This window comes from Pseudomonas sp. NPDC085632, from assembly GCF_044541255.1.
Lineage (GTDB): Bacteria > Pseudomonadota > Gammaproteobacteria > Pseudomonadales > Pseudomonadaceae > Aquipseudomonas.
This window is the reverse complement of the sequence record NZ_JBITSX010000001.1, coordinates 204,323-219,499: the sequence shown is the minus strand read 5'-3', so window position 1 is coordinate 219,499 and position 15,177 is coordinate 204,323. Positions and strand designations below refer to the sequence as shown.

The 15,177-nt window shown below is 57.5% G+C and carries 15 protein-coding genes and 1 pseudogene; 7 read left to right on the top strand and 9 right to left on the bottom strand.

What is annotated here, in order from left to right; genetic code table 11:
* Positions 1 to 96: 96 nt before the first annotated feature.
* Positions 97 to 609, bottom strand: a complete 513-nt coding sequence (locus ACIF4X_RS00915; RefSeq protein WP_397480542.1) for an SRPBCC domain-containing protein — start codon at positions 607 to 609, stop codon at positions 97 to 99.
* A gap of 87 nt (positions 610 to 696) precedes the next feature.
* Here ACIF4X_RS00915 and ACIF4X_RS00910 point away from each other — a divergent pair, with 87 nt between their 5' ends.
* The gene (locus ACIF4X_RS00910) at positions 697 to 1,605 is read left to right on the top strand and encodes a LysR family transcriptional regulator (protein ID WP_397480541.1); all 909 of its coding nucleotides are present in this window, start codon (positions 697 to 699) and stop codon (positions 1,603 to 1,605) included.
* A gap of 172 nt (positions 1,606 to 1,777) precedes the next feature.
* Here the strand turns inward: ACIF4X_RS00910 and ACIF4X_RS00905 are convergent, their stop codons facing one another.
* From ACIF4X_RS00905 to galB, 4 genes are all read right to left on the bottom strand, one after another.
* On the bottom strand, positions 1,778 to 2,179 hold the full coding sequence (locus tag ACIF4X_RS00905) for a hypothetical protein (RefSeq protein ID WP_178113675.1): 402 nt from the start codon (positions 2,177 to 2,179) through the stop codon (positions 1,778 to 1,780).
* A 270-nt stretch (positions 2,180 to 2,449) separates the two neighbouring features.
* A complete protein-coding gene (locus ACIF4X_RS00900; RefSeq protein ID WP_397480540.1) occupies positions 2,450 to 3,568 on the bottom strand; it encodes a 4-oxalomesaconate tautomerase in 1,119 nt (372 codons plus the stop codon).
* A gap of 2 nt (positions 3,569 to 3,570) precedes the next feature.
* Complete coding sequence (locus ACIF4X_RS00895; RefSeq protein WP_397480539.1) at positions 3,571 to 4,287, bottom strand: 4-carboxy-4-hydroxy-2-oxoadipate aldolase/oxaloacetate decarboxylase; 717 nt, start codon at positions 4,285 to 4,287, stop codon at positions 3,571 to 3,573.
* Positions 4,284 to 5,018, bottom strand: a complete 735-nt coding sequence (gene galB, locus ACIF4X_RS00890) for a 4-oxalmesaconate hydratase (RefSeq protein WP_397480538.1) — start codon at positions 5,016 to 5,018, stop codon at positions 4,284 to 4,286. The genes ACIF4X_RS00895 and galB overlap by 4 nt, the downstream gene beginning before the upstream one ends.
* 155 nt (positions 5,019 to 5,173) lie before the next feature.
* On the opposite strand from galB, the gene ACIF4X_RS00885 reads away from it, so the two are divergent.
* Positions 5,174 to 6,409, top strand: coding sequence for a LysR family transcriptional regulator (locus ACIF4X_RS00885; protein ID WP_397480537.1), 1,236 nt, complete (start codon positions 5,174 to 5,176; stop codon positions 6,407 to 6,409).
* On the opposite strand, the pseudogene ACIF4X_RS00880 reads toward ACIF4X_RS00885, so the two are convergent.
* From ACIF4X_RS00880 to ACIF4X_RS00865, 4 genes and pseudogenes are all read right to left on the bottom strand, one after another.
* Positions 6,384 to 6,530: pseudogene (locus tag ACIF4X_RS00880) on the bottom strand (OprD family outer membrane porin); the annotation flags it as partial. The gene ACIF4X_RS00885 and the pseudogene ACIF4X_RS00880 overlap by 26 nt on opposite strands.
* On the bottom strand, positions 6,491 to 6,640 hold the full coding sequence (locus ACIF4X_RS00875) for a hypothetical protein (RefSeq protein WP_397480536.1): 150 nt from the start codon (positions 6,638 to 6,640) through the stop codon (positions 6,491 to 6,493). The pseudogene ACIF4X_RS00880 and the gene ACIF4X_RS00875, both read right to left, overlap by 40 nt.
* Positions 6,641 to 6,737: 97 nt before the next feature.
* Positions 6,738 to 8,000, bottom strand: coding sequence for a gallate dioxygenase (locus ACIF4X_RS00870; protein WP_397480535.1), 1,263 nt, complete (start codon positions 7,998 to 8,000; stop codon positions 6,738 to 6,740).
* Between the two features lie 23 nt (positions 8,001 to 8,023).
* Positions 8,024 to 9,361, bottom strand: a complete 1,338-nt coding sequence (locus ACIF4X_RS00865) for an MFS transporter (protein ID WP_397480534.1) — start codon at positions 9,359 to 9,361, stop codon at positions 8,024 to 8,026.
* 327 nt (positions 9,362 to 9,688) lie between these two features.
* On the opposite strand from ACIF4X_RS00865, the gene ACIF4X_RS00860 reads away from it, so the two are divergent.
* From ACIF4X_RS00860 to ACIF4X_RS00840, 5 genes are all read left to right on the top strand, one after another.
* Positions 9,689 to 10,150 carry a hypothetical protein gene (locus ACIF4X_RS00860; RefSeq protein ID WP_397480533.1) on the top strand — a complete coding sequence of 154 codons (462 nt, stop codon included), beginning with the start codon at positions 9,689 to 9,691 and terminating at the stop codon, positions 10,148 to 10,150.
* 210 nt (positions 10,151 to 10,360) lie between these two features.
* Entirely contained in the window at positions 10,361 to 10,876 is a 516-nt protein-coding gene (locus ACIF4X_RS00855; protein ID WP_122598327.1) for a sigma-70 family RNA polymerase sigma factor, read from the top strand.
* Positions 10,863 to 11,843, top strand: a complete 981-nt coding sequence (locus ACIF4X_RS00850; protein WP_397480532.1) for a FecR domain-containing protein — start codon at positions 10,863 to 10,865, stop codon at positions 11,841 to 11,843. Before ACIF4X_RS00855 ends, ACIF4X_RS00850 begins: the two co-directional genes overlap by 14 nt.
* Positions 11,844 to 11,954: 111 nt before the next feature.
* Positions 11,955 to 14,345 (top strand): TonB-dependent siderophore receptor, encoded by a 2,391-nt coding sequence (locus ACIF4X_RS00845; RefSeq protein WP_397480531.1) that lies wholly within the window; start codon positions 11,955 to 11,957, stop codon positions 14,343 to 14,345.
* A gap of 267 nt (positions 14,346 to 14,612) precedes the next feature.
* Complete coding sequence (locus ACIF4X_RS00840) at positions 14,613 to 14,999, top strand: hypothetical protein (protein WP_322847230.1); 387 nt, start codon at positions 14,613 to 14,615, stop codon at positions 14,997 to 14,999.
* Positions 15,000 to 15,177 lie beyond the last annotated feature (178 nt).

Below are 15,177 nucleotides of genomic sequence, written 5' to 3'. Positions count from 1 at the left end.
TCGCCCCAGAGCTGAGATACGGATGCTCTGGGGCCGGACTTAGAATGCCTAATCTGACCGCATCTGAGGCCCACGGCTAAAGACTAAATTAAGAGGCTAAAGGCTGGGAGACAAGCGTGCCGCACCCACCAAGCCGTCCAGCCATTCCTGATGACCGTTGATCATCGGATTGGGTTTGGCCTTGGCGAGATCCTCCGCTGGTTTACCCTTCTGTGTTTCCTGAGTCAGGATGCGCACTCGTCCACCAGAGAGGTCTTCAATCAGCCAGGCATGGTGAACATCCAGCCGAGCGTCACCCTCACCCGACCATCCATGCCACGCAATTCGTCCTGGGGAGGTTGAGGTTGGCGGCACGTACTCATTGCATAAAGCCTCGACCGGAAAGCCGAACGTTTCGAAGTAGAAAAATACCCCGTCTTGCAGATCCGGCCCGATGTGATCATGAAACTGGATGTTTGCCGAGTTGGCGTAGTACGAGGGCCATCTCTGCGCCTGGGTGAGCAGAGGCCATACCTGTGCGGCACTCAATCCCGCGATGATGACCTCGTTAGAGACAAAGTTTTCGGTAAAACCTGGCAGGTAGCCTTCAGGCCAAATGATTTGTTTCATGGTTATGCAGCGCTCAGTTGATGAATTGAGACCATGATGGGTGTAGGCTAGAAATAAGACCAATCGCTATGTTTTATTTTGCACATCATGAATCCTGATATCAGAAATCTAGATCTCAACCTCCTCAAAGCACTGGATGCGTTGCTTGACGAACGTAGTGTTACGCGAGCAGCTAATCGACTCTCACTAACCCAGCCTGCTGTGAGCGGCATGCTCAACAGACTCAGAGAAAGCTTCGCCGATCCGCTGTTCGTGCGCGCCCAGCGCGGCATCGTGCCGACGTCGCGTGCAGAGCAGCTTGCAACGCCGGTTAAGAAATTGCTGGCAGATATTGAAGGTATGCTTCAGCCGCAAAGCTTTGATCCGTTGACGGCGAGCATGACGATAAGGATTGCTTCGACCGACTATGCATTGCGTGCAGTGGTCGTACCGTTTCTCAATGCGCTAAGAGTACAAGCGCCTAACATCCGCGTTAGTGTCCAGCCCGTGGATCATCAAGAGCTTCAAAATCAGCTGGATCGAGGTGAGATCGATCTCGCATTGGTTACCCCTGAAGCGGTAACACCAGGATTGCATGCGATGGCACTCTTTGATGAAAGCTATGTATGCGTAATGCGCGCTGATCACCCAGATGCGCTGAATGGCAGGCTTTCACTGGATCGATTCTGCGCATTGGATCACGTCTTGGTTTCCCCGGCAGGGGGCGGTTTTCATGGAGTGACGGATGATGCTCTGGAAAAACTTGGAAGATCACGTCGAGTGACAGTGTCGGTGACCAGCTTTCTGGTACTTCCAGAAATTCTAACGTACAGCGACATAATCGCTGTCGTGCCGCGTCGATTGGCAGTGAACAACATCGGGCTCAAATCAATAGAGCCGCCTGTTGAAATTCCAGGCTTCAGAAAAATCTTGGCCTGGCATGAACGAACTCAGCGCGACGCAGGTCATCGCTGGGTGCGGTCACTTATCGTTGAAACACTACGGACACTCGATTGAAGCAAACGGGGTGGTCAAACATGCAAAGTCGTCGTGGCAACTGCGGTTTAGAGACCAGTCTCGTTGTGTCAAAAACCCAAGCTCGGTGTCCATAATCAGCTCAGTATACTAATGGCTGCTTATGGCCGTCTGCTGCCGATTGCAATCTCCGCTTCCGACAAATCGCGAACGCTTAATTCAGATTTTCAGATCCTCCTGATGCTACTGCCAGGATTGCGCCATATGCGCCTTCCTCAGGGACATAGGAAACAAATCTTTCACTGTCATCTTTTTGCACCCAAAGGCGTCCACAGTTCTGGCACTCGTAGGCACTCGACATTCGGCGAATGTAGAGGCTGGATATCCGGTCTTGCAGCTTGTCAGCAGCGCTGAACCAGGGCGAAAACTCGCCAAATGCATCTGCGATCGCAGCCTTGTCTCCGGACTCCGCCGCCTCTACCAGAGGTTTGAGTTCACGGTGCACCTCTTCCCAAAATTCATTTTCTACCTCGTCGCGAAGCAGGCTCGCCTTATAGGGCAAGCCGTCGGTCTGGTCGGTAATCACATGGCCACATGTGCAACCCAATTTACTCATTTTCGGTTCATCAACATGGTGTTCGATCACTCATTAAATGGCGGACAACTCTTTGTTACAACTACTAATTGATCGTCCGCTTTTGGCCGATAGCGGCCAATCACGAATGGATCGATCAACGAGCTTTCACAGGGTCTGGAAGATCAAAGCGACTCACCCGGCGAGCTTCCACTGGATACAACAAAGCCCTGACTATTCAGGGCTTTGTCGTTTCTGGGGACGCGCGACCTGCTTCACATGGGTGGATCGCTTGCGCATTTTTTCAGCTCTTTACGCGTACTTGCGAGAAGCACTCCCTGATTGACCAACGGCTTTACCACTCCAGACCGCTGAGGGAATGCAGACGAGGCCATCAAACAACAACCGAGCCGTGCGCATCAGTCCGCACCCGACCAATCGCTCGTCCTGCAAGCGCAGATCCACAGTGAACTCGCCCGTCGGATGTTCGATCGATAGGCGTTTCACGTCGCCCTCCTCCACAATCGCCATGGCCGCCGCCACACTGCCTTTGATCAGGCAAGCGGCGGCCACGCTGACCGCGCCGAACACGCCAATGCTGGTGTGGCAGCGATGGGGAATGAAACTGCGTGTGGTGATTGCACCACCTACCTGCGGCGGTGCAATCAGGCACATTTTCGGCACGTTGCGCTGACTCACATCACCCAGATTCATGCGCTGCCCCGCTTTCAGGCGAATGGACTCCAGACGCTGTTTCAGTGAAGCATAGACGTCGAGTTGCGCGGGACTCTCATAGCCACTGCAACCAAGCTCTTGCGCGTTGATCAGCACCACGGGCATGCCGTTATCGATGCAGGTCACTTCAACGCCGTCGATCACGTCCCGGGCGTTGCCGGTCGGCAACATGGCGCCGCAAGTGGCGCCAGCGACATCCTTGAATTCGACAATCAATGGCGCGGCCTGCCCCGGCACGCCGTCGATACGCGCGTCGCCGTCATAGCGCACCTCACCATCAGACGTTGGTACATGGGCGATGGCGATCTGTCCGGTGTTTTCCATGTAGATCCGCACTGGGGTGACGTCGGCTGTCGCCGCCACCAACCCGCGCTCGATGGCAACCGGACCGACACCGGCAAGGATGTTCCCGCAGTTCTGACCGTAATCGACGCGCGGCTCGTCCACCAGCACCTGGGCGAAAAGGTAATCGACATCTGCATCAGCGCGGCTAGACGGTCTGATGATCGCCACTTTGCTGGTCAGTGAATCACCACCGCCAATACCGTCGATCTGCCGCGCATCCGGCGAACCCATCATCGCCAGCAGCACGCGGTCTCGCAGCGCAGGCTCTTGCGGTAAATCGTCGGCCAGAAAGTAAGCGCCTTTCGACGTGCCACCGCGCATCAACAGACAGGGAATGCGGGCCTGCGCCATGCTCAGTCTCCCAGTTCTTCGAGGCTGTCGACGTAGCGCAAACCCTTTTCCGCCAGACGCGCGCGCATGTTGTAGATGTCCAGACCCAGTTCGCCCTTGGCCAGGCGCAGGGCCTTCTGTTCCTCCAGGTCGGCGCGGGCGCGACTGGCTTCGACGACTTGCAGCAGCTCGGTGCGTCGCACGACCACCACACCATCATCATCAGCAACCACCACATCACCCGGGTGTACCAGTTGCCCACCGCACACCAGCGGCAGGTTGACCGAGCCCAGGGTTTCTTTAATTGTGCCTTGGGCGCTGATGGCGCGGGACCAGACCGGGAAGCCCATTTCGCGCAGGGTGTGGGTGTCGCGCACGCCCGCATCGATCACCAGTGCCCGTACGCCGTGGGCTTTGAGCGAGGTGGCCAGCAGGTCGCCGAAGTAGCCGTCGGTGCACGGCGAACTCGGCGCGACCACCAGAATATCGCCGGGCCGGCATTGTTCGACGGCCACATGGAACATCCAGTTGTCACCCGGCGCAACCAGCACCGTGACGGCTGAACCACTGATCACTGTGCCCTGCTGAATGGGTCTGATCGAAGTCGCGAACAGTCCTTTGCGGCCCTGCGCTTCATGAATAGTCGCCACGCCGAAGCGTTTCAACTCATCGATTAGCGCTGCTTCGGCGCGCTGAATATTGCGCACGACAACGCCAGTCTTGCCGATATGTTCGCTCATCCCAGATTCTCCGTGACACGCGGGAAAATACTCTGGTAACCCTCGCCATAGACGATGTTGCGGGTTGAGGTGATCCCGACATTACGTTTGGCTTGCACACCGCGTTGCAGGGCAACGCGCGTGTAGTACTCCCACAAGTGCTCCTGACCGGCCATGCACTGGATGGCCGCGTACTTCTTGTCCCAGACATCAGTGATGTCGAGCAGTACATCGGGGCGCCATTCGCATTGCTCAGGCTGGTGCGGCTCGAAACTGTAGACCGGCGGTGCGCCGACGATTTTCTCACCCGGTTTATAGCCTTCGGCCTGGGCGATGATTCGCGCCTCCTGAGTCAGGTTCATGGCCAGCGGGTGATCGTAGTTGTACGGGTCCTTGAGCGAGTGACTGAGAACGAACTCCGGTTGCACCCGGCGAAAAACATCGGCTAGACGGAACAAGGTTTCCTTGTCCACGCGCATCGGGTAATCGCCGATATCGAAGAACTCGACACTGGCCCCAAGAATATCGGCGGCGGCCTGTGCCTCTTCGCGACGTGCGGCTTTGACCTTGTCTTCGCTCATCTCGCCCTTGCGCCACAGCTTGGCGGATTCGCCGCGCTCGCCAAACGACAGGCAGACGATGTGAACGTGGTACCCCTGCTGTGCATGCAGGGCGATGGCGCCACCGGCACGCCAGACAAAATCGGCTGAGTGGGCGCTGACGACCAGCGCGTTTTTGGTTGAATCGATCATTGCGGATTCTCCTCTTGCGTTGCGAAAGAGCATCGCATCGCACCCCGCCGACGGAGTAATGCGTTCGAGTGTTCGAGGTATGCGTTTTTTTTATTGCCACTCGAAAATAGCGGCGGCATAGTCGTCGAATTCGCCGACCCGCAGAGCCCTTGCCCATGGAAAACCTTGAACTGCCGAGCCTGATGCACGTGCGCGCCTTCGTCCGCGTGGCTGATCACGGCAGCGTCTCCAAGGCGTCAGTCGCGCTGTACCGGGCACAATCGGTGGTCACCCGCTCCATTTCCGAATTCGAAGAACGGCTGGGCGTAATGCTGTTCGAGCGCCACGCCAACGGTATGCGCCTGACCAATTTCGGTGAACGCTTGCTACCCCGTGCGCGAAGGGTATTGGCGGAGCTTGGGAGCGTGCCGACATTGCTCGGCCAAGGTGAAAAAGCCGCGATTGAACCGCTTTATCTGTTCCAGGCACGACGCCTGCAAGTGTTCGTCAAACTCTGTGAAACCCAGCACATGCAGACAGTGGCCAACCTGCTGGGGCTGAGTCAGCCTGCGGTCAGTTCGACGCTGAAAGTCCTCGAAAACGGCTGCGGCCAATCGCTGTTCGAGCGCACGCCGCGCGGTTTGCAACCGACCCGCGCGAGCCATGACATCCTGTTTGCAATCCGCCGTGCGCTGAACGAACTGCGCCATATCGACAGCGACATCACCGCCCTTCGCGGTACCTTGCACGGTGTTGTCCACGTCGGTGCACTGCCCCTTGGCCGCACGCGTATCCTGCCCGAAGCCATCGTGCGCCTGATGGCCGAGCACCCGGGTATTCAAGTGATCACCAATGAGAGTCCCTTCGACCTGTTGGCGACTGAATTGCGCGCCGGTGATGTGGATTTCATTTTCGGAGCGCTGCGTTCGTCGACCTATGCCAGCGACCTGGTCGGTGAGTCACTGCTGACAGAGGAAATGGTCGTGCTTGCGCGGCGTGATCATCCGCTTTACGGCAAAACCGGCCTGCAGGATCATCTCGCTAACGCGCAGTGGGTATTGCCGCGCGCCGGGTCGCCGGCTCGCAAAATGCTCGATGACTGCTTCGCCGGTTTCGGCATTCCGGCGCCTTCCCCGGTGGTGGAAAGCGCCGACATGGCGATCATTCGCGGACTGTTGTTACGCTCGGACATGCTCGCAGCCGTTTCAGCGCATCAACTGGAACAGGAGATCGCGTCCGGCGAGTTGTGCATTTTGCCGCTGGAATTGAAACAGACCGCCAGAGCCATCGGCCTGACGTACCGCAGCAGCTGCCTGCACTCACCGGTGGCGCAGGCGTTGATGGAGATGATCCGCCAGGTAATCCGAACTCAGGCCAATGAAGCGATTAAAGCAGGCTCAACGGATAGCTGATGATCAAGCGATTCTCGTCGAACTCATTGCTGCTGTAATCGCGGCGAATGCTCGTGTTGCGCCAGCGCAGGTTGAGGTTCTTCAACGCACCGCTTTGCAGTGTGTAGCCAAGATTGGAGCCCAGCGTCCAGTCACCCAGTGGTTGGCTATGAACCAAGTAATCTGACCGCCACGAAAGGTTTGTGGCAACCAGCGACCGTTGTCGGAACGCAATATCGGCAACACTGGCATCCACTCGCCGAGCTACGCCCGCATGAGCCGGGCGCAGTGAAGTCATTCAAGGGTGTTGCGAAGCGGCCCGGAGCGAGCCGCCGATGACGCCGTGTCGTTAGCGTGGGGCCTTGCCCGCTACCGAATAGAGCACCTGCTGATTACGGGTTTTCATGAATTCCTCGAGACTTTGGCCGCGCATCGCCGCGTAGATCTGCAGATTCGGCACCCCGACCACGGCAGCGAGTTTTTCCAGCACGAAAAAAATCGCCCCGTAGTGAATCAATCCGCGCCAGTCGCGGCGGCGCAGCAGATCCCGCTCTTCATCGCTCAGCCCTGCTTCATCGAACAGCGCTTCGGGTTGGTCGAGGAAACGCTGACGCCAATGCGGTTCAATCATGCGGTGCAAAAACTTGTTCAACCGATAACCCTTGGCGCTGCGTTCCAGGGTGAATGGATAGGTGCCTTCGAGCTTCTCGATACCTGCCAACTGATGCTGCATGTGCTGCAAGTGCCGCGCAACGACGTCGACGGGAACGGCTCGATCCTGGTTTTCCAGCAGCAGTGTGGCAATGCCGGTCATCGACGGCAGGTAGTAATCCTGGTGCAGGTTTTTCACCGTGGCCGACAGCGCGCCGCGCATGATCAGCCAGGTGATCACTTCCGAACCTTCCATGCCTCCCAGCGCGGCGTACTCGGCATGGGTCATTTCGGTCAGGCGCTCGGGATCGTTTACCAATAGATCAATGAACTGCTGGTCCCACTCCGGGTTGTTGAAACCACAGCGCTCGCCGTGCACCTGGTGGGAAACGCCGCCGGTCGCGACGATGGCCACTTTCAAATCCGCGGGGTAGCTTTCAATCGCCCGGCGTAGCGCCTGGCCCAACTTGTAGCAGCGCCGCGCACTCGGCACCGGGAACTGCAACACGCCAACCTGCAGCGGCACGATTTCCACCGGCCAGTCCGGCTCGCACGGCAACAGTGCCGACATCGGCGAGAAGAAGCCATGGTCGAGCGGCTTGTCACGGAAGAAGCTCATGTCGAATTCATCCGCCACCAGGCTCTCACCGATGTGCCGCGACAGCGCCGCATGGCCAGCGATCCCCGGTAACTCGCGTGGATTACCGCCCTCATCGGCGACTTCGTAACGCTCATCGACACCGAGGGAAAATGCACCATAGTGATCAAAGAAAAACGAGGTCACGTGGTCGTTGAAGATATAGAACAGCACATCCGGTTGCTGCTCCTTCAGCCACACCTTGATCGGCTCAAAACCACGGAAGATCGGCGCCCAGGCGGCCTCATGCTGCTTGTCGTGATCGACCGCAAAGCCGATGGTCGGGGTGTGAGATACAGCGAGGCCACCAATGATGCGTGCCATAACGAGTTCCTTTGTTGAAAAGATTAATGCGCCAGCAAGGCCCGACTGACTCGGCGCCGTGCATGACCGTTAGCCAGAATCGCCAGTGCAGCGATAAAGGCAGGCACGCTCAACAGGGCAAACAGCAGCGGCAACCCCAGCCCGAGGCTGAGCACCGCGCCACCGATGAGTGAACCAAAGATAGCCCCGAAGCGGCCGATACCCAGTATCCAGCTGACGCCCGTGGCGCGGCAGTCCGTCGAGTAGTAACCGGGCGCGAAAGCATTGAGGCCGGTTTGCGCGCCGCTCATACAGAAACCTGCCGCCATCACGCCGAATGCCAGCAGGCCCGATTCAAGGCTGAAGGCGCCCAGCAGCAGAATGAAAGCGCCACCCAGCGCGTAAGACGTGGCGATCACCGCGTTCGGATTTCGCCGGTCCATCGCCCACCCAACCACTATGGCGCCGACAGTACCGCCAATCTGGAACAGTCCGGTGATGGTCGCGGCCCGTTCGATGGACAGCCCACCTTCACGCAGCAGGGTCGGCATCCAGCCCATGGTCAGGTAGATCACCAGCAACCCCATGAAGTAAGTTGCCCACAAGGCCAGAGTGCCGAAACGATAGTGATCGGTGAAGAGCAAGCGCAGCGGTGCTTTTTGCTGAGCCTGCGGTTCGGCAATGACGAATTTCGTCGCTGCGCTGAAGGTGCCCCCCAGCTTGTTCAGCACCTTGGCAATCTGGCTGGCGGGCGCGTTGCGTGCGGCGAGAAAACGCGCCGACTCAGGCAGCAACAGCCACATCAAGGGCAGCAGCAACATCGGCAGAATCCCGCCTGCGAGCAACACCGACTGCCAGCCGTGATGGGGAATCAACCACGCGGCGAGAAATCCGCCCAACCCCGACCCCATATTGAATCCGGTGAACATGATCGTGATGAACAGTGACCGATTGCGTTCCGGCAAATACTCGGAAAGCAGCGTGGTGGTGTTTGGCAACGCTGCGCCCAGCGCCACACCGGTCAGCAGACGCAAGGCAGCCAGCTCGTAGGGATTACGTGCAAAGGCGCATGCAAGGCTTAGCACGCTGAAGCCAGTCACCGCCGTCAGTAGTACCTTTTTGCGGCCGATTCGGTCGGCGTAAGGGCCAGCGGTCAGCGCGCCGATCGCCAGCCCAATCATGCCCGCGCTCATCACCGGGCCAAACGCCGCTTTCGAAAGCCCCCACTCTTGAATCAGCGAGGGGGCAATAAACCCCATCACCGCGACGTCGAAGCCATCGAAAAGCACTATGAAAAAACATAAACCCATAATCAGCCACTGGTACGGCACCACTTTTCGGTTATCGATCCACGCTTTGATATCGACCGTTTCACTCGTCATGCTCTCACCTTCTTATTTTTGTAGAAGTCCCGACGGACAAGGCCTGTAAGTAGACCGTCCACGCTGAACGATGAAGGTGACTGTAAAGCCGCAGGTATACCGCCCGCCTCTGGGAAATCCTTAAGCAGGTATCGGTTTTTCTTATCGGGGATCAACAAAGATAAACAGAGCGTGGTAGAGCAAGGGTTGATGACCGTGGCGCGAGCGGCCGCTAGAGGGTGACAAAATGCCAGCAGCCCTTATGTAACCCGAGAACATGCCGATACCGTGCTGCAGCACGGAAGCACCGCAGCAGCACTTACTTCATGGACGGCAGGAACCCGAACAATGTTGGAACACCTCTGGCGCAACATCCATTCCCCGGACTACTTGCCCAACGTATTGGACTGGATGCTCCATATTCTCCTCAGCCCGTTCATGGTGGTCATGTGCCTGATGGTCGGCGCGCTGGCCGGAAAATGGTGGAGAGCACTGCCCTACGGCAGTCTGACTTGTTATGTGGTCTTTCTGAGCCGGTCTTCTTTCTATCGCTGGGAAAGCATTTTCCCCCTAGCCGGCCTGCCTGCACTGGCAATAGATGGCGCGGCATTGGCGCTCCTCGGTTTCTATCTGAAAGGCGTACTCAGAAGCCGCTCTGAAGCACAACCCGAAGGCCATTGGCTGCGCAGGCTTTATCAAGGCCTTAAGGTCTTCATGCTGACAGTCATGGTGTTGTTCTGGGGAATCGTCGTGCTGTTTGTCGTGGTCTTCACTGTCTCGGTCGCTACCCAACCGTCATTGGCGCACTGAGCAGCCTCCTGCTGGCCAGGGTCCGAACGAAAAAGTGCCCGCTGGTTAGCGCTCAAATCGTCCAGACGCTGGATGCATTCTTTTACTCGCAGTCCCTACAGAGTGACGCCATTCGCGCCAATGCGAACGCTGAACGCCGCGTATTTGCCTAAGGCCTGTTGCCTGAGTAGAATGCGATTAATTATCAATCATGTACTTTCCGGGGATTCGATGCGCAGCGATGAAACGCTAGGTACTGCAGATCTAGGGCTGCTCTATCGCACCCACCATTCGTGGTTACACGGCTGGCTGATCCGACGCATTGGATGTCGCGATAACGCAGCAGATTTGGCGCAGGACACCTTCGTACGCCTGCTTAAATCCCGTCAAACCAGCCCCTTGCGCGAACCACGTGCCTATTTGAGCAGTATCGCCCGCGGACTGATGATTGATCAGTATCGTCGTCGCGAACTCGAGCGCGCCTACCTGGAAAGCGTCACGTTGCTGCCTCAACACGAAGTTCCCTCGGAAGAAAGCCGGCTGCTGATTCTTGATGCGCTGGAGCGCATAGACCGCATGCTCAGTTTGCTTAAGCCAAGGGTTCGTCAGGCGTTTTTATTCGCCCGACTCGACGGTCTGACGTGCGCGCAAATCGCCGAAAAGCTCGGTGTTTCCCGCGCGACGATTGAGCGCGACCTGGCCACGGCCCTGCAACACTGCTATCGCTTGCGTTATGTCGAGGCCTGAGCCGCAGGCGCTGGATCCGGCCATTGTTGAGCAGGCGATCCAATGGCTGGTGCGCCTGCGCTTCAATCAAGCGGACGAACAAACACAGCACTCTTTTGAGCACTGGCTGCAGCAGCGCCCAGAGCATGTGTTGGCGTGGCAGCGTGTGGAAACCCTAGGGGATGAATTTGCCGGTGTACCCGCTCAACTGGCGCGACAAACCCTTGATGGCACTCATCAGGGAATGCGGCGGCGGGACAGCCTGAAGCTACTGGGCATATTGGCCACCGTTGGCACGGCAGCCTGGCTCGGCCGGGACTACACACCCGTACCCGCCATGCTTGCGCAGCAGCGCAGCAGCACCGGCGAGCAACGACGTTTCCAACTCGATGATGGCAGCCTTATCCAGCTCAATAGCGATAGCGCCGTCGACAGCGATTTCGACGCCCAGCGACGCCTGATCATCCTGCGACGGGGTGAAATCATCGTGAATGTCGGCGCGGATCAACATTCGCCGCAAGCGCGACCGTTCTGGGTGCAATCACGTGACGGGATCATGCGCGCTCACAGTTCCCGCTTTCTGGCACGCGAGCTGGACGAAGGCACGCTGGTCGCGGCTCAGGAAGGATCAGTCACGGTGTTCCCCGGCGCCAGTCAAAGTCCTGCGAGCCGCAGCGTCCAGGCAGGCAATCAGCTGCTGTTTACATCAAGTAGCGCCCGAACGTTCAGCGACAACGGCCTCGATCTGTGGAGCTGGGGGGACGGCGTGATCACTGCGCGCCATATGCGCCTCAGTGATTTCATCGTGGAGTTGTCGCGTTATCGCCCCGGGGTATTGCGCTGCGCCGAAGAAGTCGCGGATCGCCGCGTTTCCGGCACCTTCCAGCTCGCCGACAACGATCAGGTCCTGGCATTGATCGCGCAGTCACTGCGCTTGCACATCGATTACCGAACCCGTTATTGGGTAACCGTGACCGCTGCTACCTGAGCCCATCAAAATCACCTGAAAAATAATGAGGTGGTTTCTCATTATCGTTCGACCTCTAAGGAAGGCCGGAATACAGGCCAGTCTGTCGATGTCCTTTCTTGGAGCGAGAACATGAGTTCGTCCCCGGTTTCACAGCGCCATCCATTGAACCGTGCCTTGCAGGGTGCGATGTTGGGTTTGATCGTCAGCAGCTACGCATTGCCATCGCTGGCGCAAACGTCGAGCGCTGACCATAGCAATCAAATCAAGCAGTGGAACATCGCTGCCGGCCCACTGGCGCCGGCACTTGATCGCTTTGCGCGCGAGGCCGGCATCAGTCTTTCCTTCGACGCGTCGAGTGTTGCGAACCGCACCACCGCTGGCGTGAATGGCTCGCTCGATACGTCGGCAGCGCTGTCATCGTTGCTGCTGGGGAGCCAATTGCAGATCGAACAGCGAGGTCCGAATGCTTATCTGCTGGTCCCTCAAGCACAGACCGCCGGCCCGCTGGAACTCGACGCAACGGATGTCGAGGACTACCGCCTTGCCCCCCTCATCATCAATGCCAAGGTCAGGGTCAGTGCCGACGACGACGCCAACTCGGTGGTCGCCAAGGAACTCTGGGTTGGCGGAAAAGTGGCAACCAGCATTCTCAACACACCGGCATCGGTATCAGTTGTTACCAACAAGGAAATGGAGCAACGCAGCGTCAGCACCACGGAAGAGGCGCTGCAATACACGCCCGGCGTGATCACTGACTTCTATGGTACGGATGACCGCAACGACTATTTCCAGATCCGCGGCTTCCAGGCCACCACCTACCGTGACGGCTTGACCCTGAGTTCGATGCGCGGCGTACGCGAAGATCCATTCGCTTATGAGCGCATCGAGATTCTGCGTGGCGCCAACTCTACGCTGTTTGGCCCCGCGGATCCGGGCGGTTCGGTGAATTTCGTGACCAAGCAGCCGCGCTTCGAGCAGTTTGGCCAAGGCTATGTGACCTACGGATCCTTTGATCACGTTGAGACAGGTATCGACGTGGGGGATGCGCTGAACGACGAGAAAACCCTGGCTGGCCGCTTTACTGCCAAGGGCCAAAACAGCGACCGCGAGTACGATCACTCGCAGGACGATAACCAGTTGTTTATGGGGGGCCTGACCTGGGCACCGACGGATTACACGTCGGCGACGATGATTCTGGACTACCTGAAAACCGAAAGTTCGCCCAACAGTGGCGGTTATCCGCTGGACAAGGAATACGACCGCAGCAAGTTTTATGGTGAGCCCAGCTACAACTTTCACGATGTCGAGCGCACCAGCCTCAGCGGTAACGTAACCCATGACTTCGACAACGGCTTCGTACTGCGCAGCAATCTGCGTTACAGCAAGTTGACCGATGATTTTGGCTACGTTTACCTGAGCGACAGCGCCGCACGTGTCGGTACCACCGTAGACCGCTATCAGTTTGGAACGGACACCGAAGCCGACCAGTTCAACGGCAATCTGATGCTGCAATACGATGCCCGCTTCGAGAACATCGACAGCAGCAGCCTGGTGGGCGTGGAGTACCTCGATTCGACCACCAAGGAAAGCTCGGTCTACGCCCCGACGACCTCGATTGACATTGCAAACCCCGTGTTTACTGGCGTATCACGCTCAATCGCGCCATATGCCGTCAACAAGCGAGACGCGACCACCAAGGCCGTATTTCTGCAGCAGAACCTTTCGTTCTACGAGCGCTTCATCGTCACCGGGGGGGTGCGCAACGACTCGATGGACCTGACCAGTAAAGGCCTGCAATCCACTGAGAAAGACACTTTCTCCGAAACCTCCTACCGAGGTGCGTTGACCTATATCGTCAACGATGAAGTGTCGACCTATGTGAGCATGGTGGAATCCGTCTCGCCGCCGCAGGTTGGCGTCACACCGCAGACGGGCAGGCAGTACGAGATAGGCGTGAAGTATGCGCCGATGGGGATGGACGCCCTGTTCTCCGCAGCCGTGTACGACCTGACCCAGGAAAACGTCACCATCGCCGTGGTGCTGCCGAGCGGCATCATTGAGCAACAGACCGTGGGCGAGTCGCGGGCGCGTGGCCTCGACCTGGAGGCGAAGGCGCAGGTGACGCAGAACCTCAGCCTGATCGGTGGTTATTCCTATATGGAGTCCGAGGTACAGCGCGGTTCGTTGTACGACGGCAGCTCCCTGAAGGGTAATGAGTTCGCCACGGCACCCAAGCATTCCGCTTCGCTCTGGAGTTACTACGACGTGCCAAGCACTGATGTCAGCGTTGGCTTGGGCGCGCGCTACGTCGGCTCTTATTACTTCGATGCCGCCAACTCCGGCAAAAGCGATGGCACCACGCTGTTCGACGCCGCCTTCAACTACAAGATCGCCAAAGGCACCGACCTTGCGGTGAACCTCAGCAACCTGCTGGATGAGCAGCACGTGGTCGGTTCCGGCACCGCGAACTTCTACAACCCGGGTCGCGAGGTTACCGCCAAATTGAGTTACAACTGGTAAGCAGGCGTGTAGGCCTTTTTCCTATATAGGAAGCGGTGCCCGCTTAATCGCGGGCACTGTCAATCTGGCCATCAATCGGCAAGGTGAAAGCAAGGACGTTTGATTTTCACCGTTACGTGCCAGTCACGCGAGCGAGATCGCACCAAACTGTTTTCGAGCATCTGCTTTCGGCCCAGAAGCGGACATTCGTACCGCTAGTCAACTACACTGTCGCGACAATCGCATTCAAATTTGGTGCAAGTGTTCATCGGGAAAAAGGGAGGATTGATGAGTCTTGATCTGTGCTTGGAAGCTGATAGTACGCTCACAATTTTGACATTGAGCAATGCCCTTGAGAATGCTGGTGCTCGAAAAGTCGAGGTAACAGAAGATGGGCTATACGCTGAATTTAGCTCAGGACTTAAATTACGTACCGATGACGCTTTCGGTGACCCCTCGATTTATGCTGAGAATACAATGGGTATCGACTTTCCTGTCGCTGTGCGTTGTACCATCAGAATTAAAGGGCCCGAACCAGAGGGAGAGTCGGCTATAGACGATTTGGAAAAAGTCGCCCAATCAATATCTCAGTCGTGTTCAGCCTTCTTTCTAGTTAGCTTTCAGTTCGAACAAACCATGTACTGGCGGGATGCGACAGGGCTACATCGTCCTTGAGGTCGGTGCCTGCGCGTCGTGCTACAGATATTTTTGAATGGTGCTTTTCGGACAAAAGCGCCTTTAATTGATGGGCCGCAATTGGCCGAAAGCTGACCCTCCACACCCGCCCAATCTCAAATGGGCATCCCCCCCTCCATTGTCGCAAGATGATTGATCGCTGAACCAAAACGCCCCA

Excerpts from the sequence above, each read along its gene's own strand:
- ACIF4X_RS00875 (WP_397480536.1), bottom strand. The coding sequence starts at position 6,640 with ATGCCAGTGTTGCCGATATTGCGTTCCGACAACGGTCGCTGGTTGCCA.
- ACIF4X_RS00915 (WP_397480542.1), bottom strand. The coding sequence starts at position 609 with ATGAAACAAATCATTTGGCCTGAAGGCTACCTGCCAGGTTTTACCGAA.
- ACIF4X_RS00865 (WP_397480534.1), bottom strand. The coding sequence starts at position 9,361 with ATGACGAGTGAAACGGTCGATATCAAAGCGTGGATCGATAACCGAAAA.
- ACIF4X_RS00860 (WP_397480533.1), top strand. The coding sequence starts at position 9,689 with ATGTTGGAACACCTCTGGCGCAACATCCATTCCCCGGACTACTTGCCC.
- ACIF4X_RS00910 (WP_397480541.1), top strand. The coding sequence starts at position 697 with ATGAATCCTGATATCAGAAATCTAGATCTCAACCTCCTCAAAGCACTG.
- ACIF4X_RS00895 (WP_397480539.1), bottom strand. The coding sequence starts at position 4,287 with ATGAGCGAACATATCGGCAAGACTGGCGTTGTCGTGCGCAATATTCAG.
- galB (WP_397480538.1), bottom strand. The coding sequence starts at position 5,018 with ATGATCGATTCAACCAAAAACGCGCTGGTCGTCAGCGCCCACTCAGCC.
- ACIF4X_RS00840 (WP_322847230.1), top strand. The coding sequence starts at position 14,613 with ATGAGTCTTGATCTGTGCTTGGAAGCTGATAGTACGCTCACAATTTTG.
- ACIF4X_RS00900 (WP_397480540.1), bottom strand. The coding sequence starts at position 3,568 with ATGGCGCAGGCCCGCATTCCCTGTCTGTTGATGCGCGGTGGCACGTCG.
- ACIF4X_RS00885 (WP_397480537.1), top strand. The coding sequence starts at position 5,174 with ATGGAAAACCTTGAACTGCCGAGCCTGATGCACGTGCGCGCCTTCGTC.
- ACIF4X_RS00905 (WP_178113675.1), bottom strand. The coding sequence starts at position 2,179 with ATGAGTAAATTGGGTTGCACATGTGGCCATGTGATTACCGACCAGACC.
- ACIF4X_RS00845 (WP_397480531.1), top strand. The coding sequence starts at position 11,955 with ATGAGTTCGTCCCCGGTTTCACAGCGCCATCCATTGAACCGTGCCTTG.
- ACIF4X_RS00855 (WP_122598327.1), top strand. The coding sequence starts at position 10,361 with ATGCGCAGCGATGAAACGCTAGGTACTGCAGATCTAGGGCTGCTCTAT.
- ACIF4X_RS00850 (WP_397480532.1), top strand. The coding sequence starts at position 10,863 with ATGTCGAGGCCTGAGCCGCAGGCGCTGGATCCGGCCATTGTTGAGCAG.
- ACIF4X_RS00870 (WP_397480535.1), bottom strand. The coding sequence starts at position 8,000 with ATGGCACGCATCATTGGTGGCCTCGCTGTATCTCACACCCCGACCATC.